Origin of the sequence: Thermomonas sp. S9 (genome assembly GCF_024704365.1) — a bacterium.
GTDB lineage: Bacteria > Pseudomonadota > Gammaproteobacteria > Xanthomonadales > Xanthomonadaceae > Thermomonas.
Genome location: NZ_JAJDFY010000001.1, coordinates 1,093,849 through 1,115,603, shown reverse-complemented (window position 1 = coordinate 1,115,603; position 21,755 = coordinate 1,093,849). Strand labels below are relative to the sequence as shown.

Genomic DNA, 21,755 nt, shown 5'->3' with positions numbered 1-21,755 from the left:
TGCTGCGCGCATGGGCGGCAACGACGACAACCTGCGGCTGTTCCACAGCACCCCGCATCCCCTGCGGCTACTGGCCGGGACGCCAGGCCCGCGACCTGGTGCTGGACCCGCGCGACCCGCGCCTGCCCGCGCTGTATCCGATGGCGCTGCAGTGGGGCTTCCGCCGTTCCGGCGACATCGTGTACCGCCCCAGCTGCGGCAGCTGCCAGGCCTGCGTGCCGGTGCGGATCCCGGTGGCCGCGTTCCAGCCGGACCGCAGCCAGCGCCGCTGCCCTGGCGCGCAATGCCGACATCGACGCCCACATCGTGCACCCGGCCTGCAGTGACGAATACCTGCGCCTGTACCAGCGCTACCTCGCGCTCCGCCATCCCGGCGGCGGCATGGACGGGCACGGCGCGCACGAGTTCGAGCAGTTCCTGATCGGCAGCTGGAACGAGAGCCGGTTCCTGGAGCTGCGCCAGCGCGACGCCACCGGCTGCTGGCGGTGGCGGTCACCGACCTGGCCGAGGATGCGCTGTCGGCGGTTTACACCTTCTACGATCCCGACGAAACGGCGCGCGGGCTGGGCACCCTGGGCATCCTGCAGCAGCTGGACTGGGCGCACCGCAGTGGGCGCGATTACCTGTACCTGGGCTACTGGATCGCCGGCCATCCGAAGATGGACTACAAGCGCCGCTTCCACCCGCTGGAGGCCTTCGACGGCCGCCGCTGGCAGCCGCTGCAGGCCGCCCCGAACGATGCCCGGGGGCGGAGCGCGCAGCCGTTCAGCCTGAGACTGTCGAAGGGCGGTAGCGGGCTCGGCTCCGGGCTGGCTCCCGTTCATGGCTGGACAGGCTCACCACGCACGGGAACTCGTGCGCTGGCCACGGACGGGGCGTGGCCCGATCGCCATGAACGACAAGTGGCGGAATCAGGCGGATGCGGGCGGCGCGGCCGCTGCACCGCCCGCCTCGGGTTCCGTGCGGGGCGTGCGGTCGCGGAAACCGAACGCCACCTCGCTGCGTGCGGACACGATCATCCGCACCATGCTCCCCGGCACCATCAGTTCAAGCACGATCGCGCCCCCGTCCGGCGCGCGCGCCTCCAGCATCAGCTCCACGAACGCGCCGCCGGTGTCCACCTCGCGGCAGGGCACGAACGGGCCGGCCGGACCGTCCTGCAGGTAAGGTTTGATCGCCGCGCCCAGCACCTCCAGCGCTTGCGGAAACAGGAATACCGCGTAACCACTCGATTCGTTCATGCCGACATGCTGGCACACCGCCGCCCGGATTGGCGAGTCGTGCGATCCTGTAGCCATGCCGCGCCTTTTCCCCCACCGGCTGCTGCCGGCCCTGCTGTCGCTGGCCCTGGCCGCCTGCACGCCGCCATCGCTGCCGTTCGCGCGCCTGGCCGGGCTGGTGACCGATCCCGAACTGGACGAGATCAGCGGGCTGGCCGCCTCGCACGCGCACGCGGGCGTGCTGTGGGTGCACAACGACAGCGGCAACCCGGCGCGCCTGTACGCCATCAGCACCCGCGGCCAGCTGCTGGCGCGGTTCGACATGGCCGGCGCGCGCAACATCGATTGGGAGGACATCGCCAGCTTCACGCTGCGCGGCCGTCACTACCTGCTGCTGGCGGATACCGGCGACAACGGCGGACACCGCCGCAACATCACGCTGTACGTGTTCGAGGAGCCGGCGACGCTGACCAGCGGCACGCTGGCCCCGGCCTGGTCGATCCCCGCGCGCTGGCCGGACGGCTCGCGCGACTGCGAGGCGGCGGCGGTGGATCCGGTGCTGGGCCAGGTGCTGCTGATTTCCAAGAAACGCACGCCGCCCGAGCTGTTCAGCCTGCCGCTGGCCGACCCGCACGGGCGGGTGCAGGAGGCGCGCCGGATCGGACGCCTGGCCGGGGTGCCGCAGGTCGGGCCGCAGCTGCGAAAGGAGGATCCGACGCTGGCCGCGCTGTTCTCGCAGGTGACCGCCGCCGACATTTCCCCGGACCGCCGCACGCTGGCGGTGCTGACCTACGGCAGCGTGCTGTTCTACCGGCGCGACGAAGGCGAAGACTGGGCCGCGGCGGTGGCCCGCGCGCCGGAAACCCACGACGTGCCGCTGATCCCGCAGGCCGAGGCGCTGGGCTGGAGCGCGGGCGGCGCCGGCCTGTACGCCAGCGGCGAATCCCGCCCGGCCCCGATCTACTACCTAGCCCCGCAGCAGCCCTGAGCACGCCCCTTGACAGAACTCCGGCAACCGTTCGTCGGCCGGCATTTGCGATTTTGATATCAAATTGATATCAATTATTCAGAACACCCAACCGAGCACGCCCATGAAAGAGATCCCGCTGCGTTCCCTGCCCGGCATTCCGGTGCTGCTGCTCCTGCTGCTGGCCGCTGGCAGCGGCGCCTGAGCTGCTGGTGACCGCCCTGCAGTTCCAGCTCTGGCCGCAATTCATCGCCGGCGCGCTGCTGGCCGGCGGCGCCCTGCTGTGCCTGGGCGGGCTATACATGGTCGAACCCAACCAGGCGGCGGTGCTCAGCCTGTTCGGCCGTTACGTCGGCACCGCCAAGGACAACGGCCTGCGCTGGAACAACCCCTTCTACGCCAAAAGAAGGTCTCGCTGCGGGTGCGCAACTTCGAGTCCGGCAAGCTCAAGGTGAACGAGCTGGATGGCAGCCCGATCGAGATCGCCGCGGTGATCGTGTGGCAGGTGGTGGACGCCTCGGAGGCGGTCTACAACGTGGACGACTACGAGAGCTTCGTGCACATCCAGTCCGAATCCGCGCTGCGCACGATGGCCACCAGCTACCCGTACGACCAGCACGAGGACGGCCAGATCGCCCTGCGCAGCCACGCTGCGGAAGTCTCGCAGCACCTGCGCGACGAGCTCTCCGAGCGCCTGGCCGACGCCGGCGTGCAGGTGCTGGACGCGCGCATCAGCCACCTGGCCTACGCCCCGGAGATCGCGCAGGCGATGCTGCAGCGCCAGCAGGCAAACGCGATCATCGCCGCCCGCACCCGCATCGTCGCCGGCGCGGTGGGCATGGTCGAGATGGCGCTGGCCGAACTGCAGAAGAACGGCGTGGTCGAGCTGGACGAGGAGCGCAAGGCGCAGATGGTCAGCAACCTGCTGGTCGTGCTGTGCGGCGAACGCGCCACCCAGCCGATCGTCAATGCCGGCACGCTGTACTGAATCCGGCGCCAGCAGGCCGTGAGCGAGAAGAAAGCCTATCCGCTGCGCATCAACGCCCAGATTCTGGCGGCAACGCAGCGTTGGGCCGACGACGAACTCCGCAGCCTCAACGCGCAGATCGAATACGTGCTGCGCGACGCCCTGCGCAAGGCCGGGCGGCTGCCGCCGCCACGCGCTCCCTCCGAGGAGGAACGTAAATGACCATTCCCGCACTTCCCCGCCGCTGCCTGCGCCGCGCACTGCTGGCCGGCGCGCTTGCCCTGGCCGGCGCGGCCCACGCGCAGAGCACCGATCCGGCCGCCATCGCCCGGCAGGCGCTGGACCTGATGGATGCCGGCGATTACGCCCAGGTCGAGGCGCTGTTCACGCCGCGCATGGCCGCGGCGGTCCCCGCAGGCAGGCTGAAGGCGGTGTGGGAATCGCTGCCGGCGCAGATGGGCAAGGCCACCGGGCGCGGCGACGCCACGGTCGCCGCGCAGGGCGAGGCCGCCGTGGTGCAGGTGCCGCTGCATTTCGAGCAGGCCGAGCTGGTCGCCAGGTTCGCCATCGACGCCGACGGCAGGATCGCCGGCTTCCTGGTGCAACCCGCGCAGGCGGCCCCCGCGCCAGCGCCCGCCGTCGCGGCGGATGCGCCCTACACCGAGCGCGAGATGGCGATCGGCGACGGCGCGCGCGCCCTGCCGGCCACGCTGGCGATGCCCAAGGGCGGCGGCCCCTTCCCCGCCATCGTGCTGGTGCACGGCTCCGGCCCGCACGACCGCGACGAGACCATCGGCCCGAACAAGCCCTTCCTCGATCTCGCCCGCGGCCTGGCCGCGCAGGGCATCGCGGTGCTGCGCTACGAGAAGCGCACCAAGGCGCACCCCGAGGAATTCGCGGGCGGCGACTTCGGCGTGGACGACGAAACCACCTTCGATGCGGTACTGGCGGTGGACGCACTGCGCAAGACCGCAGGCATCGATCCGAAGCGGATCTTCGTGCTGGGCCACAGCCAGGGCGGGATGATGGCGCCGCGGATCGCCGCGCTGTCCGGCCACGTCAAGGGGCTGGTGCTGCTGGCGGCGCCGGCGCGGCCGCTGCTGGACATCGTGGTGGAGCAGAACCGGCGGATGGCGGTGCTCGACGACGGCAAGATCAGCGACGCCGAGCGCGCGGCGATCAACGCACTGATCGCGCAGGTGCGGCAGACCCGCGACCCCGCCACGCCCGCCGCGACCCGCACCGTGATGGGCCAGCCGGCCGGCTACTGGCGCAGCATCGACGCGGTGGACCCGGTGGCCGAAGCGCAGCGGGTGGCGCTGCCGATGCTGGTGCTGCAGGGCGCGCGCGACATCCAGGTGGTGGATGCCGACTGGCAGGCCTGGCGCGCGGCGTTCGACGGCGATCCCAAGGTCGCCTTCAAGCTGTATCCCGCGCTCAACCACCTCGGCATCCCCGGCGAGGGCGAAGGCACGCTGGCCGAGTACCAGCAGCCGGGACACGTCGATCCGACGCTGGTCGATGACGTCGCCGCCTGGGTCAAGGCGCACTGACGATGAAGCAGGCCGCTTCCAAACAGGAGTTCCCGCTTGCGCCAATGGCGCCGTGGACATGGCCGGCGCTGCTCGGACTGTGGGCCTTGCTGCTGCTTTTCGCTTTCCTCGGCGGAACGCACGTGCAATCGCCCACGAATCCCGTGCCGTGGTGGGTCGTGGTGCCGTTCGGTACGGCGCTGGTGCCGGCCGGGCTGCTGTCGATGCTCGCGCATCGGCAGATCAGCATCGAAGACAACAGACTGCTGGTCGCAGGTGCCTTGCTGTTCGCGCGCAAAGTTGCGATCAGCGACCTCGCTCTCGACAAGGCGCGGATCCTGAACCTCGACGAACACACCGAGTACAAGCCGATGCTACGGCTATTCGGCTTCAACTTCCCCGGACTCACCGTGGGCACCTGCCTGCTGCGGAACCGCAGCCGGGCGTTCTGCTTGCTGACGTCGCAGCCCCAGGCCTTGCTGTTGCCGCAACGCAACGGCGGCCTGATCCTGGTGAGCCCGGAAAAACCGCAGGCCCTGCTGGACGCCCTGCGCGCGGCGTGATGCCGGTACCGCGGCGGCTGCGCTACCCTGCACGCATGCCACGCCTGCCCGCCATCCCGCTGAAGACGGTCCTGCGCAATACCGCCGAGATCGAACTGTGGCCGGCCGCGCTGCTGCACCCGCGCGGCAATGCCCACGCGCGGCTGCTGGCGCGGGCGCGGCACGTGCTGCGGCGCAAGCGCGACGGCCGCTACCTGGCCGCCGAACTCGAAGGCGGCCTGCATCCGCTGACGCCCGCGCTGGCGCGCGAACCGGGGCTGGAGGCCGCCCGGTGCGCCCTGCGCGCACCGCCGTTGCACGCCCGCAACGGCCTCGAGCACCCCGGCGCGCTGCCGCTGCACCGCCTGCACGAACGCCTGCACGCACTGGGCCTGGATGCGGACGCCTATGCCGCGCGCAGCGGGCTGGTGCTGGTGCCGGAGCCCCGCTGGCTGCTGCTGGCCGGCGTCGACCGCTGGCGCCGGCCGCTGTGGCTGCACCCGCAGGCGGCCCATGCCTGGCGCCGGATGCAGGCCGCGGCCTGGGCCGATGGCATCGCGCTGGAAGCGATCTCCGGCTACCGCAGCCACGATTACCAGCTGGGCATCTTCGAACGCAAGCGGGCGCGCGGGCTGAGCGTGGACGAGATCCTCGCGGTCAACGCCGCGCCGGGATTCTCCGAGCACCACTCCGGGCTGGCGCTGGACATCGGCACGCCCGACGCGCCGCCGGCCGAGGAAGCGTTCGAACGCACGCCGGCGTTCGCCTGGCTGCAGGCGCACGCGCCCGCGCACGGTTTCGCGATGAGCTATCCGCGCGGCAACCCGCACGGGATCGTGTACGAGCCCTGGCACTGGCGCTTCACGCCCGCCTGAGCGCTTTCAGCGCGCCTGGGCCAGTTCGCGCACGGTGGCGCGCAGCCCGTCGCGCCAGTCCGGGGGCGCGAGGCCGAAATCGGCGCGCAGCCTCGCGATGTCCAGCACCGAATACGCCGGCCGCCGCGCCGGGGTTGGGTAGTCGGCGCTGGTAATCGGCAGCACGCGCGGGCAGCGCGCCAGCAGACCCGCTGCCAGCGCCTCGGCCATGATCGCCTCGGCGAACCCGTGCCAGCTGGTCTCCCCCGGCCGCCGTCAGGTGCCAGGTCCCGGATGCCGGCACCCCGCGCCGCAGGATGTGCGCGGTCGCCTCCGCGATCCACGCCGCCGGGGTCGGCGCGCCGATCTGGTCGGCCACCACCCGCAGTTCCTCGCGTTCGGCCGCCAGCTGCAGCATGGTGCGCAGGAAGTTCCGGCCGTGCGCGGCGTACACCCAGGCCGTGCGCAGGATCGCGTGGCGCGCGCCGCCCGCGCGGATCGCCTCCTCGCCGGCCCACTTGCTGGCGCCATACACGCCCAGCGGCGCGGCGGGGTCGTCCTCGCGGTACGGCCGCGCATTGCCGCCATCGAACACGTAGTCGGTCGAGTAATGCAGCAGCAGCGCGCCGGTCACGGCGCAGGCGCGCGCCAGCGCCGCCGGCGCCTCGGCGTTCACGCGGAATGCGGCCTCCGGCTCGCTCTCGGCACGATCCACGGCGGTGTATGCGGCAGCGTTCACCACCACGTCGGGCGCGAGGCGCTGGACCAGGGCCTGCAGCGCCGGGGGCGCGTCGAAATCGGCCGCCATATCGGCCCCGGCACCGTCGCGGGTGGCCACGGTCACCTCGCCCAGCGCCGGCAGGGTTCGCCGCAGTTCGCGGCCGACCTGGCCGTTGCCGCCCAGCAGCAGGACTCTCATGGCAGGCCGCGCGGCAGGCGCCCGGGCGGGATCGCGTCGAGGAACGGCGCGGCCGCATCCTTGTCCGACAGCTGCACCTCCGCCAGCGGCCAGTCGATCGCAAGCACGGGATCGTCCCAACGCAGCGCGTTCTCGCTGGGGCGGTCATAGGGCGCGGTGCACAGATAGGTGACCAGCGCGGTCTCGCTTAGCACCAGGAACCCGTGGGCGAAGCCCTCCGGAATCCAGAACTGGCGCCGGTTCTCCGCGCTGAGGATGGCCGCCGTGTGCTGGCCGAAGGTCGGCGAATCCCGGCGCAGGTCCACCGCCACGTCGTACACCTCGCCTTCCAGCACCGTGACCAGCTTGCCCTGCGGATGGCCCGGCCACTGGTAGTGCAGCCCGCGCAGCACCCCGCGCTGCGAGCGGCTGACGTTGTGCTGCACGAACTGCGCCGGCAACCCGTGCGCCGCGAAGCGCGCGGCATTCCACGCCTCGAAGAAGAATCCACGCGCATCGCCATGCACGTCTGACTCGATGGCCACGCAGCCAGGAAGGCGGGTTTGCAGGAACTTCACGCGATGATTTTCGTGGGGGAAACCGCGCCGATCATACCGTCCCGCACCGCCATCTCCGGCCAGGGCGCCGCTTTCTGACCTGGATCAAGGCAGCCGGTCGGCACTACCGCAACACTCCCCGCATGCATTCGATCGTTTCCCCATCTTCCGGTCGGCTCTCGCCGGCCCTGCTGGCGGCCGCCCCGCACCGGCTGTTGTTCTTCGTCGGCGCCAGCAACGTGCTGCTGGCGATGGGCTGGTGAGCTGCTATGGCTGCTGGATGCGCGCTGGCACGTGATCGGCTTGCCCGGCAACACGCCGTTCGGCGGCTGGATGCATGCCTTCGTGATGCAGTACCAGCTGCTGCCGCCGTTCATGTTCGGCTTCCTGATGACCACCTTCCCGCGCTGGATGGGACTGCCGGAGCTGGCGCGCTGGCACTACGTGCCGGTCGGGCTGGGGTTGCTGGGCGGGCAGCTGGCGGTGGTCGGCGGCCTGCTGCTGGGACAGCCGGCGATGCTGCACGTGGGCGTGCTGATGACCCTGGCGGGTTGGGGCTACGGCCTGGTGCAGCTGCTGCGGGTGCTGCTGGCCGAGCGCCGCGCCGGGCGCGGGCCGACCTGGCATGCCTGGTCCTGCTTCGCGGCGCTGTCGCTGGGATTTTCCGGCGTGCTGCTGATGGCCGCGTTCCTGCACGGCGCGCCCGGGTGGACGGTGCTGGCATCGATCAAGCTGGGCACGTTCGGCCTGCTGCTGCCGGTATACGCCACGGTGGCGCACCGGATGTTCCCGTTCTTCGCCGGCAACGTGGTGCCGGGCTACCGCGCGTGGCGGCCGCTGTGGCTGCTGGCCGCGCTGTGGGGCCTGCTGCTGGCGCACCTGACGTTCGTATTGCTGCAGGCGGAGGCCTGGCTGTGGCCGGTGGATGCGCTGCTGGCCCTCGGCAGCGCGTGCGTGCTGTGGCGCTGGTGGCCGCACGGCAAGGCGCCGGGCCTGCTGTGGGTGCTGTTCATCGGCTTCGCCTGGCTTGCCGCTGGCGTTCGCGCTGTATGCGCTGCAGAGCGCGCTGCTCGCCGCCGATGGCGTCTACATCCTCGGACGCGGCCCGGCGCATGCGCTGTTCATCGGCTTCTTCGGCAGCCTGCTGGTGGCCATGGTGACGCGGGTGACCCAGGGCCATTCCGGGCGGCCGCTGGCGATGCCGGCCGCCGGCTGGTTCGCCTTCGCCCTGCTGCAGCTGGTGGCGCTGGTCCGGATCGCCGCGGAGATCGCGCCCGACACCTACGCCTGGCAGGCCATTGCCGCCGCCGGCTGGCTGCTGGCATTCCTGCCCTGGGTGCTGCGCTCGCTGGCGATCTACCTGCGCCCGCGCGCCGACGGCCGCCCCGGATGACGATGGACGCCCCCTCGCCCCTGCTGGCGTTCTATCCGCAGGTGAAATGGCTCCACGTGCATGCGGTGCTGTGCAGCGGCGCCCTGTTCTCGCTGCGCGGCGGCAGCGCGCTGCTGGGCGCGCGCTGGCCGCGGCACTGGCTGCCGAAATACGCCAGCTACACCATCGACACCATCCTGCTGACCTCGGCCACGATGCTGTTTTCCATGCTGCCAGGGGCGGTGTTCGCCAATGGCTGGCTCAGCGTCAAGCTGGCGCTGGTGGTGGTGTACATCGCGCTGGGCATCCTGGCGATGCGCGAGCGCCTTGCCCGCCGATGGCGCATCGCGTTCTACCTGGCGGCGTTGGCCACGTTCCTGACCATCTACGGCATCGCGCGTGCGCATGATCCGGCCGGATGGCTGCGCCTGCTGATGCACTAGGGAACCTCTGATCAACTCAGAGGTTCCCGCCGGCCATGGAGGGCCGGCCACGCATCCATCATGCAAGTGATCGATGCGTGTGAGCCGAGTCCGGGCCTGTACCGGGCTCGGCATGGGCTGACAACGCCTGGATGGCGTTGTTCAGACCTTCCCTAGCAAAGAGCTCCCGACCGATGCAAGACCATCCCGCTCCTGCGCGCGCACCGGACGCCTGCTTTCTCGGCCCCTATGGCGAGAACGACACCCTGCTGGAAAAACTGCTGGTCGAGTTCCTGCGCGACCACGTGTACTGGCGCCGCAACTTCCATCCGGAGGATCCGCCGGCGATCTCCACGGCGGCGGCACAACGCCCCGACTACCAGGCCTTCGAAGCGCGCATGCGCCGCGAGCTGCACCAGCTGTCGGCGGCGCTGAAGAAGTCGGTGCCGTTCCACAGCCCGCGCTATATCGGTCACATGGCCTCCGATCTCCTGCTGCCGGGCCTGGTTGCGCACATCCTGACCCTACCCTATAACCCCAACAACGTCTCCGAGGATGCCGCGCCGGTCACGGTGGATCTCGAGGTCAAGGCCGGGCTCCAGCTCGCCGGGATGCTCGGCTACCCCAACGACCCCAGCCGCCCGGATTGTGCATTCGGGCACCTCACCTCCGGCGGCACCCTGGCCAACTACCAGGCGCTGCGGCTGGCGCTGGCGCTGAAAGCCTTTCCGGTCGCGCTGTGGGCGTCCGGGATCGGCGATCTGCCGCTGCCGGAGGATGCCTGGCACGCCTTCAACCTGCATCCCCGCCAATCCATCGCCCTGGTCGATGCCTGGCAACGCTGGCTGGCCGAAGCCGACGCGGGGATGCGCAGGCGCTGGCGGGAAAAGGTCGAGCGCTCGCGCATCGAACACCTGGGCCTTGCCGCCTTCTTCGCCCTGCACCCGAGCCTGCGCCCACCGAAAGTGCTGGCGCCGATCACCGCCCACTATTCATGGAGCAAGGGCTGCAAGCTGCTCGGCCTCGGCCGCGCCCAGCTCGAACTGCTGCCCCAGCGCGGCATGCGGATCGACGCGGCCGCGCTGCAGGAAACTCTGAATCGATGCCTGCGCGAGAAGCAGCCGGTGTTGATGACGGTGGCCGTCATGGGAACAACCGAATACGGCACCATCGACCCGATCGACGCCGTGGTGGCGGCGCGTGAACACTTCGCGGCGCAAGGCCTGGGTTTCTGCGTGCATGTGGATGCCGCCTGGGGCGGCTATCTGGCCACGCTGCTGCGCAATGCCGACGGCAGCCTGCGCCCGCGCGAGGACGTCGCCGCCGAATTCAAACGCTTTCCTACGCCAGAGGTGTATGCCGCAACCGCAGCGCTGGCGCAGACCGACTCGGCCACGGTCGATCCCCACAAGCTGGGCTATCTTCCCTACGGAAGCGGCGCGTTCATCTGCCGCGACCACCGCGCGACGGCACTGCTGTCCGAAGAGGCCGACTATGTCTTCCACGGCAGCCCTGCGCAGGACTACATGGCCCGCTACCGCGGCCTCGGTCAGTTCATCCTGGAAGGCTCCAAATCCGGCGCGGCCGCGGCCGGGGTGTATGTCGCCCAGCGGGTATTGCCGCTGGATCACGCGCACTTCGGCCGCCTGCCCGCGCAAACCGTGCATGCCGCGGAGGCCTTCCACGACCGCGCCCTGCGCTTTGCCGAGGACATGCAGGCCAGCGTGCGCGCCGTCATCCCCTTCCAGCCGGACAGCAATCTGGTCTGCCTTGCGCTGAATCCGGCCGGGAACCGCGATGTCGCCCGCGCCAATGCCTTCCTGCGCCGCCTTTACGAAGAACTGCGCTGCGACGTCAGCCGCCCGCTGCAGGACAAGCAGTTCTTCGGCTCGGTCACCACCCTGCGCCCCGACGCGCTCGGCACCAACGAAACCCGGCGCATCCTCGAGGCGCTCGGGCTGGATATCGCCAGCCTCGGAGGGGACGGCAGCGACCGCCTGCTGATCCTGCGCCACACCCTGATGAACCCCTATCTCATCGATCATGAAAACGGGATCAGCTACATCGACAGGTACTTCGACCACCTGGGCTCCAGAATCCGCGCGATGCTCACCCCATGAACGCGGCGCCGCCACCGATCGAGCCCGTGCCGTGTCCGCAACATGATGGGCGGATGGACGGCGCGCCGCTTACGCATGCGCGCGCCTGGGTGCACGATGCCATCGCCCTGCTGGAGCAGGAGGCCACCCGCTCCGCCGACACCCACCTGCTGCGCCTGGACTTCCCGGGATTTCCCGGGATCCCGTTCTATCTCAAGGACGAGGCCAGCCATCCGACCGGCAGCCTGAAACACCGGCTGGCGCGCTCGCTGTTCCTGTATGCGCTGTGCAATGGCCGCCTGGGCCGGGGCCAGACCGTGGTGGATGCCTCCTCCGGCAGCACCGCGATTTCCGAAGCCTGGTTCGCGCGGCTGCTGGGCCTGCCGTTCATCGCCGTGATGCCGGCCTGCACCGCGCCGCAGAAGATCGCCGCCGTGCAGGCCCTCGGCGGCGTCTGCGACCTGGTCGAAGACCCGCTGGCCGTGCATGCGCGCGCCGCCGAACACGCCGCCAACGGCGCCTGCCATCTCGACCAGTTCGGCCTGGCCGAGCGCGCCACCGATTGGCGCGGCAACAACAACATCGCCGAATCCATCCTCGGCCAGCTGCGCCGCGAACCGCAGCCGGTGCCGGCCTGGATCGTCTGCGGCGTGGGCACCGGCGGCACGTCCGCCACCATCGGCCGCTATCTGCGTTATCGCCGCCTGGAGACCCGCCTGTGCGTGGCCGAACCCGCCGGTAGCGCCTATGTGCACGGTTGGCGCACGCGCAACCGCGATGCCGTCGCCAGCCAGCCGACCCTGATCGAAGGGATCGGCCGCCCGCGCGTGGAGCCAGGCGTCCTGTTCGAGGTGGTGGATGCGGTGATCGACGTCGAGGATGCCGCCTCGATCGCTGCCGCCCTGCTGCTGGAAGACCTGCTCGGCGCCCGCTACGGCGGCTCCTCCGGCACCCACTTCGTCGCCTGCCTGCAGTTGGCCGTCGCCATGCGCGAGCGCGGCGAAACCGGCAGCATCGTGATGCTCTTGTGTGATCGCGGCAGCCGCTACCAGCAGACCCTGTTCGATCCTGGTTGGCGCGCCGCACACGGCATCGACGCCGCGCCCTGGCAGCAAGCCCTCGGCGCCACGCTCGCTGCAGGAAGACTCACGCCACCCCACGCATCCGCATGAGCTTCCACGATCTGCGCACCTTCATCGATGCCCTCGAACGCCGCGGACAGCTGCTGCGCGTCGGCGCGCCGGTCGATCCCGAACTCGAAACCACCTCGCTCAGCCTGCGCGCACTGCGCGAAGGCGGGCCCGCGCTGCTGATGGAGCATCCGGTCGGCAGCGACCACGCCTACCTCGGCAATCTCTACGGCCATCGCGACCGCATCGAGGCGGCGCTGGCCGGACGCCCGCTGGCGTCCCTACGCGAGCTCGGCGAGCTGCTGGCGGCGATCCGCGAGCCGCGCTGGCCCTCCAGCCTGCGCGCGGCGCTCGACTGCTGGCCGGAGCTGGCGCAGCTGGCGCACGTGGCACCGCAAAAAGTGCGCGAAGCCGCGTTCCAGTACGAGACGCTGGACGGCGGAGAGGTGGACCTGTCGCGCCTGCCGATCCAGCGCTGCTGGCCGCAGGATGCGGCCAGGCTCATCACCCTTGGCCTGGTGGTCACCCGCGGCACCCGCAAACCCCGCCAGAACGTCGCGATCTACCGCCAGCAAGTCATCGCGCGCAACAAAGTCATCATGCGCTGGCTGCCACACCGCGGCGGCGCGCTGGACTTCGCCGACTGGAAGGCGACCCATCCCGGCAAGCCATTCCCGGTGCTGGTGGCGATCGGCGCCGATCCCGGCACCCTGCTGGCGGCGGTGGCGCCGATTCCCGACACCCTGTCCGAGTACGAATTCGCCGGCCTGCTGCGCGGCCAGCGCACCCGCGTCTGGCCCAGCACATTGACCGGACTGGATGCGCCGGCGGGCTGCGAGATCCTGCTGGAAGGCTTCATCGATCCGGAGGAAACCGCGCTGGAAGGCCCGTTCGGCGACCACACCGGCTACTACAACGCGCAGGACCATTTCCCGGTGATGACCATCCAGCGCATGCATCTGCGCAAGGGCGCGATCTACCAGGGCAGCTACATGGGGCGGGCGCCGTTCGACGAACCCTCGGTAATGGCGATGGCGCTGAACGACGTGTTCGTGCCGCTGCTGCGCAAGGTCTTTCCGGAGATCGTGGATTTCTACCTGCCGCCGGAAGCCTGCTCCTACCGCATCGCGGTGGTATCCATCCGCAAGCAGTACCCTGGCCACGCGCGCCGGATCATGATGGGCATCTGGTCCTACCTGCGCCAGTTCACCTACACCAAGTTCGTGATCGTCACCGACGAGGACATCGACGTGCGCGACTGGTCGCAGGTGATCTGGGCGATCTCCACCCGCGTCGATCCGGCGCGCGACAGCGTGCTGATCGACAGGACCCCGATCGACTACCTCGACTTCTCCAGCCCCACCCCAAACCTCGGATCGAAGCTGGGGCTGGACGCCACCAACAAATGGCCGGGAGAAACCACGCGTGCCTGGAGCAGGCCGATCCAGCTGGACGCCGCGGTGGAGAAGCGGGTGGATGCGCTCTGGCGCGGCGTGCTGGACGCGCAGGAAGCGCATCGACGGCAGCGCTAGCCGCGCCAGCCAGCGACACTGGCGGAGCCCGGAAGGCGGCCTGCTCAGCGGTTCGCATCGCTCCAGCCGGGGTCGTCGAACATCCGCGGGTACTGCGCAAGCGCATCCTGCATCGGCGCCAGTTCGGTCTTGCCGAACGTTCCTGCGCGCGCGGCGTTGGCGCCGGCGATGAACGTTGCCAGCAGCCCGTGCAGGGCGGCGTCGGCTTCCGGCTCGAGCTTTGCAGTGGGCGATCATGTTGTTGATCGCAGCGTCGATCTGTTCCACCGCATGGTCGCGCTGGACATCGTCGAGATGGCCCATCGCGTAATGATGGAGCGCCGCGGTCGCCTCGCGCAGATCGCGCATGCCGGCGCGCAGCGGCGCGTCCGTGGCCCAGCGCTGCGCCGGGATCTGCGGCCTGACGGCATGCCCGGTGTGCGCGGCATGGTCGTGATGGGCGGCCGACTGCGCCGCCGCGGGAGTTATTGACAGCGCGCCGGCCAGCGCCAGCGCGGACAGTGGCAGGATCGTCCTGGGCAGCATGGTGTTCTCCAGTGCACGGGCCCATGCCCGCGTCCGGCACCACCTTCGCACCCGCACGCGTGGGGCGCCATGACCCGCATCAATCCCGGCATCACCGGTATCGCCAGACGCGATTGACCCACGTCAATGACGCCGAAGCACCTGAACCAGACCATGCACGCGCGCCATCGAGGAGCCCCCCATGCAACTGGTCTGTCCTGCCGGCAACCTGCCGGCTTTGCAAGCCGCCATAGACGCAGGCGCCGATGCAGTCTATGCCGGCTTCCGCGACCAGACCAATGCGCGCGCCTTTCCTGGCCTGAACTTCAGCGACGAGGAACTGCGCGCCGGCATCCGCTATGCACATGCCCGCAACGCCAAAGTCTATCTGGCGCTCAACACCTATCCCGACAGCGCGCGCCTGCAGGATTGGTACGCTGCCGTGGACAAGGCTGCCGCGCTCGGTGCCAATGCCATCATTGCGGCCGAGGTGGCAGTGCTGGACTATGCCGCGCGCACCCACCCCAACCTGCCGCGCCATCTTTCCGTGCAAGGCAGTGCCACTACCGCTCCCGCGTTGCGCTATGCCTTCGAGCGCTTCGGCATCAGCCGCGCGGTGCTGCCGCGGGTGCTTTCGTTGCAGCAGGTGGAACGGCTGTGCGAGAAATCGCCGGTCGCGCTGGAAGTATTCGCCTTCGGCAGTCTGTGCATCATGGTGGAAGGGCGCTGTCAGCTGTCCAGCTACGTCACCGGCGCCTCGCCCAACCGCCACGGCGTGTGCTCGCCGGCCAAATTCGTGCGCTGGGGCGAGCAGGGCGACGGCAGCCGCAGCGTGCGTCTGAACGGCGTGCTGATCGACGAATTCAGGCCAGAAGAGCCGGCCGGCTATCCCACCGTCTGCAAAGGCCGCTTTGAAGTCGGCAACGAGGTCTTCCACGCGCTGGAAGAGCCGACCAGCCTCAACACGCTGGAACTGCTGCCGCGACTGAAGCAGATCGGCGTGGCTGCGCTGAAAATCGAAGGCCGCCAGCGCGGCGTGGCCTACGTCAGCTCGGTCACCCGCATCTGGCGCAATGCAATCGATCAGGTCATCGCCGACGCGGCGCATTGGCAGGCCCGGCCCGAATGGCAGGCCGGGCTGGCGCGCCATGCCGAAGGCCACCAGACCACCCTGGGCCCGTACCACCGCGCCTGGCACTGAAGGAATACCGATGAAACTGAGCCTGGGCCCGCTGCAGTATTTCTGGCCGCGCGAGCGCACGCTGGCGTTCTACCGCGAGGCCATCCACTGGCCGGTCGACATCGTCTATCTCGGCGAAACCGTGTGCAGCAAGCGCCGCGAACTGCGCACCGCCGACTGGCTGGCGCTGGCGGAAGAACTCGCCGCCTCCGGCAAGCAGATCGTGCTGTCCACGCTGGCGCTGATCGAGGCCGAATCCGAACTCAGCGTGCTGGACCGGCAGATTTCCCACGGCGGCTTCTGGATCGAGGCCAACGACCTGTCCGCGGTGCAGCTGTGCAGGGAAAAGGGCCGCCCGTTCGTGGCCGGGCCGACGCTCAACGTGTACAACCACCGCGCACTGGAAATGCTGGTGGAAGACGGCCTGCGCCGCTGGGTGCCGGGCGTCGAGCAGGGCCGCACCCTGATCGGCGAGCTGAAGGAGGCCTTCATTGCCGACGGCGCCGCGATGCCGGAGCTGGAGGTGATCGCCTGGGGCCGGCTGCCGCTGTCGTTCTCGGCGCGCTGCTTCACCGCGCGCGCGCTCGACGTGCCCAAGGACCAGTGCGGCTTCCGCTGCATCGACTATCCCGACGGTCTGCCACTGGCCACCCGCGAAGGCCGCCCGTTCCTGCGCATCAACGGCATCTCGGTGCAGGGCGAGGAGATCACCGACCTGGGCCCGGAGCTGCCGGAGCTGCGCGCGCTGGGCGTGGACATCCTGCGCCTGTACCCGCAGGCCGAAGGCATGGAGGCGGTGGTGCGGCATTTCGACGCCGCCCGCACCGCCAGCGAGGCGCCGGTGCAGCTCGGCGAACGCAACGGCTACTGGCACGGCGAACCGGGAATGCGGATGCCGGCAGTCTGAGCGGCGGCGGGTTTCGGGGCACAGGGACGTGCCCGTTTTCCCGGCGGTATCAGCCTGGCGGTAGCGCATCGCTGCGGTAATGCGCCCCCAGGCTCGCGGTTCGCCGCAGCGCGGCCTCCAGCATCCCCTGCGCCAGCGCGCCCTGCCAGCCGGACGCGGCCAACACCGCACAGTGCCGCAGCGCCGCCTGCAGGGCCGCGCCCGTGCGCAGCGGCCCCATCGCCTGCATCATCAGCGCGCGCAGCCAGTCGAGCTGCGCCGCATCCAGCGATGGCCTGCGCCGTACGATCCGGAAACATCCCGGCGGCTGTCCACCATCGGGCAGCGTGCGCAGCAGTGCGCCCAGCCGGCGGCCGAACACCACGCCCTCCAGCAGCGAGTTGCTGGCCAGCCGGTTCGCGCCGTGCACGCCATTGCAGGCCACCTCGCCCACTGCGAAAAGACCCGGCAGCGAGCTGCGGCCGTCGGCGTCGACCGCAATCCCGCCCATGTGGAAATGCGCCGCCACGGCCACCGGGATCGGCTGCACGCGCGGGTCGATGCCGTGGTCCATGCAGACCTTGAACACGGTGGGAAAGCGCTGCGGGAACGCGGCGCCGACCGTGCGTGCATCCAGCAGTGCGCCGCCATCGCGACAGGCCTGCCAGACCCGGCGCGCCACGACGTCGCGCGGCGCCAGGTCGGCCAGCGGGTGCACGCCATCCATCAGCGCTGCGCCACGCATGTCGTGCAGGCGCGCGCCGGCGCCGCGCAGTGCCTCGGTGACCAGCGGCAGGCTGTGCAGGCCCGGCAGCGCCAGCGCGGTGGGATGGAACTGCACGAACTCGAGGTCGCGCGCCCGCGCACCCGCGGCCATTGCCAGCGCCAGCCCACTGCCATCGGCATCGGCCGGGTTGCTGGTGTGCGCGAACAGCCCGCCGATGCCGCCGGTCGCCAGCACCACCGCGCGCCCGTGCAGCGCCTCGCGTCTGCCGTCCTCACGCGTAATGCATACACCGTGGACGTGATCTCCGCGCAGCACCAATCCATCCACATCCACCCCGCTCCAGCGCGTGATATGGACCGACCGCCGCGCCGCCGACACCAGCGTCTCCATCACCCTCGCGCCGGTGGCATCGCCGCCGGCATGGACGATGCGATGGCAGCCATGACCTCCTTCGCGCGCGAGCTGCAGTTGGCCACCGTCATCGCGGTCGAACGCCACGCCAAAATCCTGCAGCCACTGGATCGCAGGCGCAGCTTCGCGCGTCAGCAGATCGACGATCGCTGTCTCGTTGTGGAAGCTCCCCGCGGCACAGGTGTCATGCGCGTGCGCCTGCGGGCTGTCGCCGGGACCGATGGCCGCAGCGATACCGCCCTGCGCAAGCGCGCTGGCGGCGCCGCGGGTGCCGGAGGCGCGCGCCAGCAACAGCACCGGCGCCGGCGCGGCGGCCAGCGCCGCCGACAGCCCGGCAATGCCGCCGCCAACGATGATGACGGGCAGGGACGTGCTCACACCCGGTCGCGACGCCCCACCGCCAGCATCCGTGCCAGCGCACGCCGCGCGGCTGCCGCCTCGTCCCCGGGCACGGTCACTTCGTGCTTCAAATCGCGCAGGCAGGCGTGGATGTTGGGCAGGGTGATCCGCTTCATGTGCGGGCACAGGTTGCACGGCTTGATGAACTCCACCTGCGGGAACTGGTTGCGCAGGTTGTCGGCCATCGAGCACTCGGTGATCATCGCCACCCGCGTCGGCTTTTCCTTCGCCAGCCACTGCCCCATGGCGCTGGTGGAGCCCACGAAATCGGCCTCGGCCAGCACCTCCGGGGCGCACTCCGGGTGCGCCACGATCCTGGCGTCGAAGCGCTCACGCGCATGCCTGGCCTGCTGCGCGGTGAAGGTTTCGTGCACCTCGCACACGCCGTTCCACAGCACCAGTTCGATGCCGGTCTGCTGCGCCACCCATGCACCGAGGTAGCGGTCAGGCAGGAAGATCACCTTGTCCACGCCGAACTCGGCGGCGATGGCATCCACCACCTGCACCGCGTTGGCAGAGGTGCAGCAGGCGTCGGACTCGGCTTTCACCGCCGCGCTGGTGTTGACGTAGCTGACCACCGGCGCACCCGGATGCTGCGCGCGCAGCGCGCGCACGTCGGCGGCGGTGATCGAGGACGCCAGCGAACAGCCGGCGTCCAGGTCCGGGATCAGCACGGTCTTGTCCGGGGCCAGGAGCTTGGCGCTCTCGGCCATGAAGTGGACGCCGCACAGCACGATCAGGTTGCTGTCGCAGTCGGCCGCTGCCTGCGCCAGCGCCAGCGAATCGCCGGTGACGTCGGCCACGCCGTGGAAGATCTCCGGCGCCTGGTAGCTGTGCGCCATGATCAACGCGCCGCGGCGACGCTTGAGTTCGAGGATCGCGTCGATCCACGGCAGATGCAGCGGCACCTCCATGCACGGGATCAGGCGTTCGAGCTTTTCGACCAGCGGCGCGTAGCGCGCTTCGAGTGCGGGATGCCAGGACGGCGCGGCGGATGCGTTCATGGGCTCTTCGGATCGGGACAGGCAAGCCCGCGCGGCCACCGCGCAGGCATGGCGTGGAAGTGACGCTCAGGCTTTCGCGCGATAGGCGCTACGTGCGGCGCGAGCGAAGCGGGCACCGCGGTTGAGGACGATGCGCAGGCCCAGCGGGACCTTTTCCCATGGCAACCGGTCCAGCAGGTTGCGCGCGGTCAGGCCCAGCTCGACATCGCCGGTCAGCACCAGCCGGCGCTGGAAGAACAGGGTGTCGGCATCTTCCAGCCGGCCGGCCAGCAGCAGCAGGTCGGTGGCGGTGCCGCGCACCGTCGCTTCTGCAGGCTGGCGCACCACGGTCAAGTGTTTTCCCTGCAGGGTCACGACCCAGCGCAAATCGAGGTCGCCGACCTCGATTCCGATACGGCGACCGGCCATGAAATCGAGGTCGCCATTCTCGACCGGTGCAGCCAGCACCCTGGCCATCATCTTCTCAAGCACGCGCGCCCTGCTCCCTTCGGGAATCAGGCGCGCCAATGGCGCCAGCCGCTGGGGGCGGCACCAGCCTCAGCAGGGAAACGGGAAGTCCATGCATGGCGCTGAAACCATCGTTCGACACGTGGGCTGGCATGATGCCGGCGGCGCCGGCTGCCGTGCTTTGATCCAGATCAGAGCCCAGCCCCTGGGCACGACAGGCCTCCCCGATGGCCAACCGGAGAACGCCATGCGCCGTCTGCGGCGCCATCCCGAGTCGGCGCGCCAGCCCCTGCCCACGCCTCAGTACTTCCACCTCCCGCCTGGCATCCCGACCCTGCACTCCAGAACGCGATTTCAATGCACCGGCTGCGCGCGCCAGATGCGTGCGCGTCGCCAGCAAGAGCAGCAGCCCATCGTCCAGACCGTCGATGGCCAGGCGCAGCGGAGCCAGCAGGGATGGATGGCCACTCACGGATTCACACCCCCATGCAATGCGCACGCTGCCGGAAGCACATGCTTCCCGTATAAAGCGTCGGCCTCCGCCGGGTCGAAATCCGCGTGCTTCCGCTTCTTGACGCCATATCTGGAAAGCACGAGGTGGACATCCGCCGCCACGCCGGCACGATCCAGACACGCCTTTACGCAATGCAACACGCAGCCGTCCAGCGCCAGGATCGGCCGCCCGCTGCGCGCCGTGCGCACCAGCCCGGCAACGCCACCGCCGACCCCGGCGATACAGGACATTTCGGCCGCGCCGGCACGATCCAGCCGCAGCGCCAGATGATTGGCCATCTGTGCGGCACTCGAACAGCCAGAACACGCATACACCAGCGGCAGTACCCTGCTCATCGTCGATCCTCCACGGCGCCAAGAAAACGGTTGCAGCGCCAGCTGACGCCGCACTGCGCAGCAAATCCCGCCGCATGCGCCAGCAGCAGCGCACCGCCGGCCAGCCGCGCCAGCGCAGGCTGCGCCGTGGCGGCAAGCAGCGCCGCCGCGGACAGCCCGTGCAGCGCCAGCACGATGAATTTGTCGCGCGCCGGCAGCAGCAGCTGCACGCCGGGCAGGTGCACCCCACGCCCGCAGCGTCGCTGCAGGTCGATCCAGCCGAGAAAGGCAAAGATCTCCAGCTGCATCCCGCCGACCAGCAGCGGCAGCCCGATCGCCAGCGAGAGCATGCCCGCCAGCAGCAGGTTGGCAGCGCCCCCGGCCAGCAGCGCGCAGGCCGCCGCGGCCAGCGCGGCAAAGCCCACCATCCAGGAATACGTCAGCGGCGTGCGCCGCAGCCGCGGTGCACGCGATTGCAGCAGCAGGCCACCCAATGCGGCGGCCAGCACCAGCAGCCCGGCGCCCACCCGCAGCGCCGGGGCCGAGGCGCCACGCAGCGCCAGCACCAGCGCGATCAACAGCAGTGCGTACAGCGCCAACTGCCAACCCGCCTGCAAGCGCGCAGGCACCGCGGCCACGCCCTGGAACATCGGCATCACCACCCGCGCCACCGCCACCAGCAGGGCCAGCACCCATCCCAGCACGCCCCAGCCGGCATGTGCATCGGTCAGCGGCTGCAGCGGCAATCGCCATATGCCCGCCACGGTCAGTGCCAGCACCAACCCGAGCAGTGCCGCCACCAGTCCGCCGGCCACCGCGCAGCCCACCCCCCAGCGCAGCAGCGTCTGCCCGCCAGCGCGGATCAGCCCCGGCAGCAGCAGCACCGCCAGCAGCGCGAACGCAGCCAGCAGCAGCAGGCCACCCCAGTACGGCGACAGCGGAGCGGTCCGGCGCAGCGCCAGTACCAACAGCAACGCGCCGAGGTTCAGCAGTGCGTGCAGCAGCAGCGCCGCGCCGCGGCCGCCGCGCACCCGCACAGCGGCGGCCACCGGCAGAAACTGCAGCAGGCTGCCGAACATCGCGTTGCCCAGCACCCCCAGCGCCAGCGCATGCACCAGCGCCAGCGTGGCGCCCCCCCAACGCGAGGCCAGCGCGATGTCGCCATCGACGGCCAGCAGCAAGCCGGCCGCCATCCCCCACAGCGACGCCCACCGCAGGAACCGCCGCGGCGTCGCCGGTGCCGGCGCCTGCTGCATGGCCAGCCTGGTCATCGCATC

Annotated in this window: 21 protein-coding genes and 4 pseudogenes; 16 read left to right on the top strand and 9 right to left on the bottom strand. The window is 70.2% G+C overall.

Annotated elements, in window-relative coordinates:
• Window positions 1–10 precede the first annotated feature (10 nt).
• Window positions 11–728 (top strand): annotated as a pseudogene (locus tag LJB71_RS05555) (arginyltransferase); the annotation flags it as partial.
• 183 nt (window positions 729–911) lie between these two features.
• Here LJB71_RS05555 and LJB71_RS05550 read toward each other — a convergent pair.
• Window positions 912–1,241 (bottom strand): hypothetical protein, encoded by a 330-nt coding sequence (locus tag LJB71_RS05550; protein WP_259303404.1) that lies wholly within the window; start codon window positions 1,239–1,241, stop codon window positions 912–914.
• 55 nt (window positions 1,242–1,296) lie between these two features.
• On the opposite strand from LJB71_RS05550, the gene LJB71_RS05545 reads away from it, so the two are divergent.
• From LJB71_RS05545 to LJB71_RS05520, 6 genes and pseudogenes are all read left to right on the top strand, one after another.
• Window positions 1,297–2,208 carry a hypothetical protein gene (locus LJB71_RS05545; RefSeq protein ID WP_259303403.1) on the top strand — a complete coding sequence of 304 codons (912 nt, stop codon included), beginning with the start codon at window positions 1,297–1,299 and terminating at the stop codon, window positions 2,206–2,208.
• A 272-nt stretch (window positions 2,209–2,480) separates the two neighbouring features.
• Window positions 2,481–3,175, top strand: a pseudogene (locus LJB71_RS05540) (SPFH domain-containing protein); the annotation flags it as partial.
• Window positions 3,176–3,193: 18 nt separating this feature from the next.
• Entirely contained in the window at window positions 3,194–3,376 is a 183-nt protein-coding gene (locus LJB71_RS05535; RefSeq protein ID WP_259303402.1) for an Arc family DNA binding domain-containing protein, read from the top strand.
• Window positions 3,373–4,707 carry an alpha/beta fold hydrolase gene (locus tag LJB71_RS05530; RefSeq protein ID WP_259303401.1) on the top strand — a complete coding sequence of 445 codons (1,335 nt, stop codon included), beginning with the start codon at window positions 3,373–3,375 and terminating at the stop codon, window positions 4,705–4,707. The genes LJB71_RS05535 and LJB71_RS05530 overlap by 4 nt, the downstream gene beginning before the upstream one ends.
• Window positions 4,708–4,709: 2 nt before the next feature.
• On the top strand, window positions 4,710–5,249 hold the full coding sequence (locus LJB71_RS05525; RefSeq protein ID WP_259303400.1) for a PH domain-containing protein: 540 nt from the start codon (window positions 4,710–4,712) through the stop codon (window positions 5,247–5,249).
• A 35-nt stretch (window positions 5,250–5,284) separates the two neighbouring features.
• Window positions 5,285–6,103, top strand: a complete 819-nt coding sequence (locus LJB71_RS05520) for a M15 family metallopeptidase (protein WP_259303399.1) — start codon at window positions 5,285–5,287, stop codon at window positions 6,101–6,103.
• A 6-nt stretch (window positions 6,104–6,109) separates the two neighbouring features.
• On the opposite strand, the pseudogene rfbD reads toward LJB71_RS05520, so the two are convergent.
• A pseudogene (gene rfbD / locus LJB71_RS05515) lies at window positions 6,110–7,001 on the bottom strand (dTDP-4-dehydrorhamnose reductase).
• Complete coding sequence (gene rfbC / locus LJB71_RS05510) at window positions 6,998–7,558, bottom strand: dTDP-4-dehydrorhamnose 3,5-epimerase (protein WP_259303398.1); 561 nt, start codon at window positions 7,556–7,558, stop codon at window positions 6,998–7,000. Before rfbC ends, rfbD begins: the two are co-directional and overlap by 4 nt.
• A gap of 273 nt (window positions 7,559–7,831) precedes the next feature.
• Here rfbC and LJB71_RS14530 point away from each other — a divergent pair.
• The 9 genes and pseudogenes from LJB71_RS14530 to LJB71_RS05470 all read left to right on the top strand — a co-directional run.
• Window positions 7,832–8,539 (top strand): annotated as a pseudogene (locus LJB71_RS14530) (NnrS family protein); the annotation flags it as partial.
• Window positions 8,463–8,930, top strand: coding sequence for an NnrS family protein (locus tag LJB71_RS14525; protein ID WP_310649436.1), 468 nt, complete (start codon window positions 8,463–8,465; stop codon window positions 8,928–8,930). The pseudogene LJB71_RS14530 and the gene LJB71_RS14525, both read left to right, overlap by 77 nt.
• Window positions 8,927–9,352 carry a SirB2 family protein gene (locus LJB71_RS05500; protein WP_310649435.1) on the top strand — a complete coding sequence of 142 codons (426 nt, stop codon included), beginning with the start codon at window positions 8,927–8,929 and terminating at the stop codon, window positions 9,350–9,352. The genes LJB71_RS14525 and LJB71_RS05500 overlap by 4 nt, the downstream gene beginning before the upstream one ends.
• A gap of 173 nt (window positions 9,353–9,525) precedes the next feature.
• Entirely contained in the window at window positions 9,526–11,451 is a 1,926-nt protein-coding gene (locus LJB71_RS05495; RefSeq protein WP_259303396.1) for a pyridoxal-dependent decarboxylase, read from the top strand.
• A gap of 53 nt (window positions 11,452–11,504) precedes the next feature.
• Window positions 11,505–12,602 carry a pyridoxal-phosphate dependent enzyme gene (locus LJB71_RS05490; RefSeq protein WP_259303395.1) on the top strand — a complete coding sequence of 366 codons (1,098 nt, stop codon included), beginning with the start codon at window positions 11,505–11,507 and terminating at the stop codon, window positions 12,600–12,602.
• On the top strand, window positions 12,599–14,092 hold the full coding sequence (locus tag LJB71_RS05485; RefSeq protein WP_259303394.1) for a UbiD family decarboxylase: 1,494 nt from the start codon (window positions 12,599–12,601) through the stop codon (window positions 14,090–14,092). The genes LJB71_RS05490 and LJB71_RS05485 overlap by 4 nt, the downstream gene beginning before the upstream one ends.
• 168 nt (window positions 14,093–14,260) lie before the next feature.
• On the top strand, window positions 14,261–14,563 hold the full coding sequence (locus LJB71_RS05480; protein WP_259303393.1) for a hypothetical protein: 303 nt from the start codon (window positions 14,261–14,263) through the stop codon (window positions 14,561–14,563).
• Between the two features lie 235 nt (window positions 14,564–14,798).
• Complete coding sequence (locus LJB71_RS05475; protein ID WP_259303392.1) at window positions 14,799–15,797, top strand: peptidase U32 family protein; 999 nt, start codon at window positions 14,799–14,801, stop codon at window positions 15,795–15,797.
• Between the two features lie 10 nt (window positions 15,798–15,807).
• Entirely contained in the window at window positions 15,808–16,683 is an 876-nt protein-coding gene (locus tag LJB71_RS05470; protein WP_259303391.1) for a U32 family peptidase, read from the top strand.
• A gap of 49 nt (window positions 16,684–16,732) precedes the next feature.
• On the opposite strand, the gene LJB71_RS05465 is transcribed toward LJB71_RS05470, so the two are convergent.
• The 6 genes from LJB71_RS05465 to LJB71_RS05440 form a co-directional block, all read right to left on the bottom strand.
• Window positions 16,733–18,178: an FAD-dependent oxidoreductase gene (locus LJB71_RS05465; protein WP_259303390.1), complete on the bottom strand. Its 1,446-nt coding sequence runs from the start codon at window positions 18,176–18,178 to the stop codon at window positions 16,733–16,735.
• On the bottom strand, window positions 18,175–19,203 hold the full coding sequence (gene nadA / locus LJB71_RS05460) for a quinolinate synthase NadA (RefSeq protein WP_259303389.1): 1,029 nt from the start codon (window positions 19,201–19,203) through the stop codon (window positions 18,175–18,177). The genes LJB71_RS05465 and nadA overlap by 4 nt, the downstream gene beginning before the upstream one ends.
• A 66-nt stretch (window positions 19,204–19,269) precedes the next feature.
• The gene (locus LJB71_RS05455) at window positions 19,270–19,674 is read right to left on the bottom strand and encodes an SCP2 sterol-binding domain-containing protein (protein WP_259303388.1); all 405 of its coding nucleotides are present in this window, start codon (window positions 19,672–19,674) and stop codon (window positions 19,270–19,272) included.
• Window positions 19,667–20,122, bottom strand: a complete 456-nt coding sequence (locus LJB71_RS05450) for a chorismate mutase (RefSeq protein WP_259303387.1) — start codon at window positions 20,120–20,122, stop codon at window positions 19,667–19,669. The genes LJB71_RS05455 and LJB71_RS05450 overlap by 8 nt, the downstream gene beginning before the upstream one ends.
• Window positions 20,119–20,499, bottom strand: coding sequence for a putative zinc-binding protein (locus LJB71_RS05445; protein ID WP_259303386.1), 381 nt, complete (start codon window positions 20,497–20,499; stop codon window positions 20,119–20,121). The genes LJB71_RS05450 and LJB71_RS05445 overlap by 4 nt, the downstream gene beginning before the upstream one ends.
• Window positions 20,496–21,749 (bottom strand): hypothetical protein, encoded by a 1,254-nt coding sequence (locus LJB71_RS05440; protein ID WP_259303385.1) that lies wholly within the window; start codon window positions 21,747–21,749, stop codon window positions 20,496–20,498. Before LJB71_RS05440 ends, LJB71_RS05445 begins: the two co-directional genes overlap by 4 nt.
• Window positions 21,750–21,755 lie beyond the last annotated feature (6 nt).

Coding starts and splice junctions, on each gene's coding strand:
- LJB71_RS14525 (WP_310649436.1), top strand. CDS start 8,463: ATGCGCTGCTGGCCCTCGGCAGCGCGTGCGTGCTGTGGCGCTGGTGGC.
- nadA (WP_259303389.1), bottom strand. CDS start 19,203: ATGAACGCATCCGCCGCGCCGTCCTGGCATCCCGCACTCGAAGCGCGC.
- LJB71_RS05475 (WP_259303392.1), top strand. CDS start 14,799: ATGCAACTGGTCTGTCCTGCCGGCAACCTGCCGGCTTTGCAAGCCGCC.
- LJB71_RS05445 (WP_259303386.1), bottom strand. CDS start 20,499: ATGAGCAGGGTACTGCCGCTGGTGTATGCGTGTTCTGGCTGTTCGAGT.
- LJB71_RS05530 (WP_259303401.1), top strand. CDS start 3,373: ATGACCATTCCCGCACTTCCCCGCCGCTGCCTGCGCCGCGCACTGCTG.
- LJB71_RS05490 (WP_259303395.1), top strand. CDS start 11,505: ATGGACGGCGCGCCGCTTACGCATGCGCGCGCCTGGGTGCACGATGCC.
- LJB71_RS05545 (WP_259303403.1), top strand. CDS start 1,297: ATGCCGCGCCTTTTCCCCCACCGGCTGCTGCCGGCCCTGCTGTCGCTG.
- LJB71_RS05480 (WP_259303393.1), top strand. CDS start 14,261: ATGAACGTTGCCAGCAGCCCGTGCAGGGCGGCGTCGGCTTCCGGCTCG.
- LJB71_RS05520 (WP_259303399.1), top strand. CDS start 5,285: ATGCCACGCCTGCCCGCCATCCCGCTGAAGACGGTCCTGCGCAATACC.
- LJB71_RS05440 (WP_259303385.1), bottom strand. CDS start 21,749: ATGACCAGGCTGGCCATGCAGCAGGCGCCGGCACCGGCGACGCCGCGG.
- LJB71_RS05495 (WP_259303396.1), top strand. CDS start 9,526: ATGCAAGACCATCCCGCTCCTGCGCGCGCACCGGACGCCTGCTTTCTC.
- LJB71_RS05525 (WP_259303400.1), top strand. CDS start 4,710: ATGAAGCAGGCCGCTTCCAAACAGGAGTTCCCGCTTGCGCCAATGGCG.
- LJB71_RS05550 (WP_259303404.1), bottom strand. CDS start 1,241: ATGAACGAATCGAGTGGTTACGCGGTATTCCTGTTTCCGCAAGCGCTG.
- LJB71_RS05500 (WP_310649435.1), top strand. CDS start 8,927: ATGACGATGGACGCCCCCTCGCCCCTGCTGGCGTTCTATCCGCAGGTG.
- LJB71_RS05470 (WP_259303391.1), top strand. CDS start 15,808: ATGAAACTGAGCCTGGGCCCGCTGCAGTATTTCTGGCCGCGCGAGCGC.
- LJB71_RS05485 (WP_259303394.1), top strand. CDS start 12,599: ATGAGCTTCCACGATCTGCGCACCTTCATCGATGCCCTCGAACGCCGC.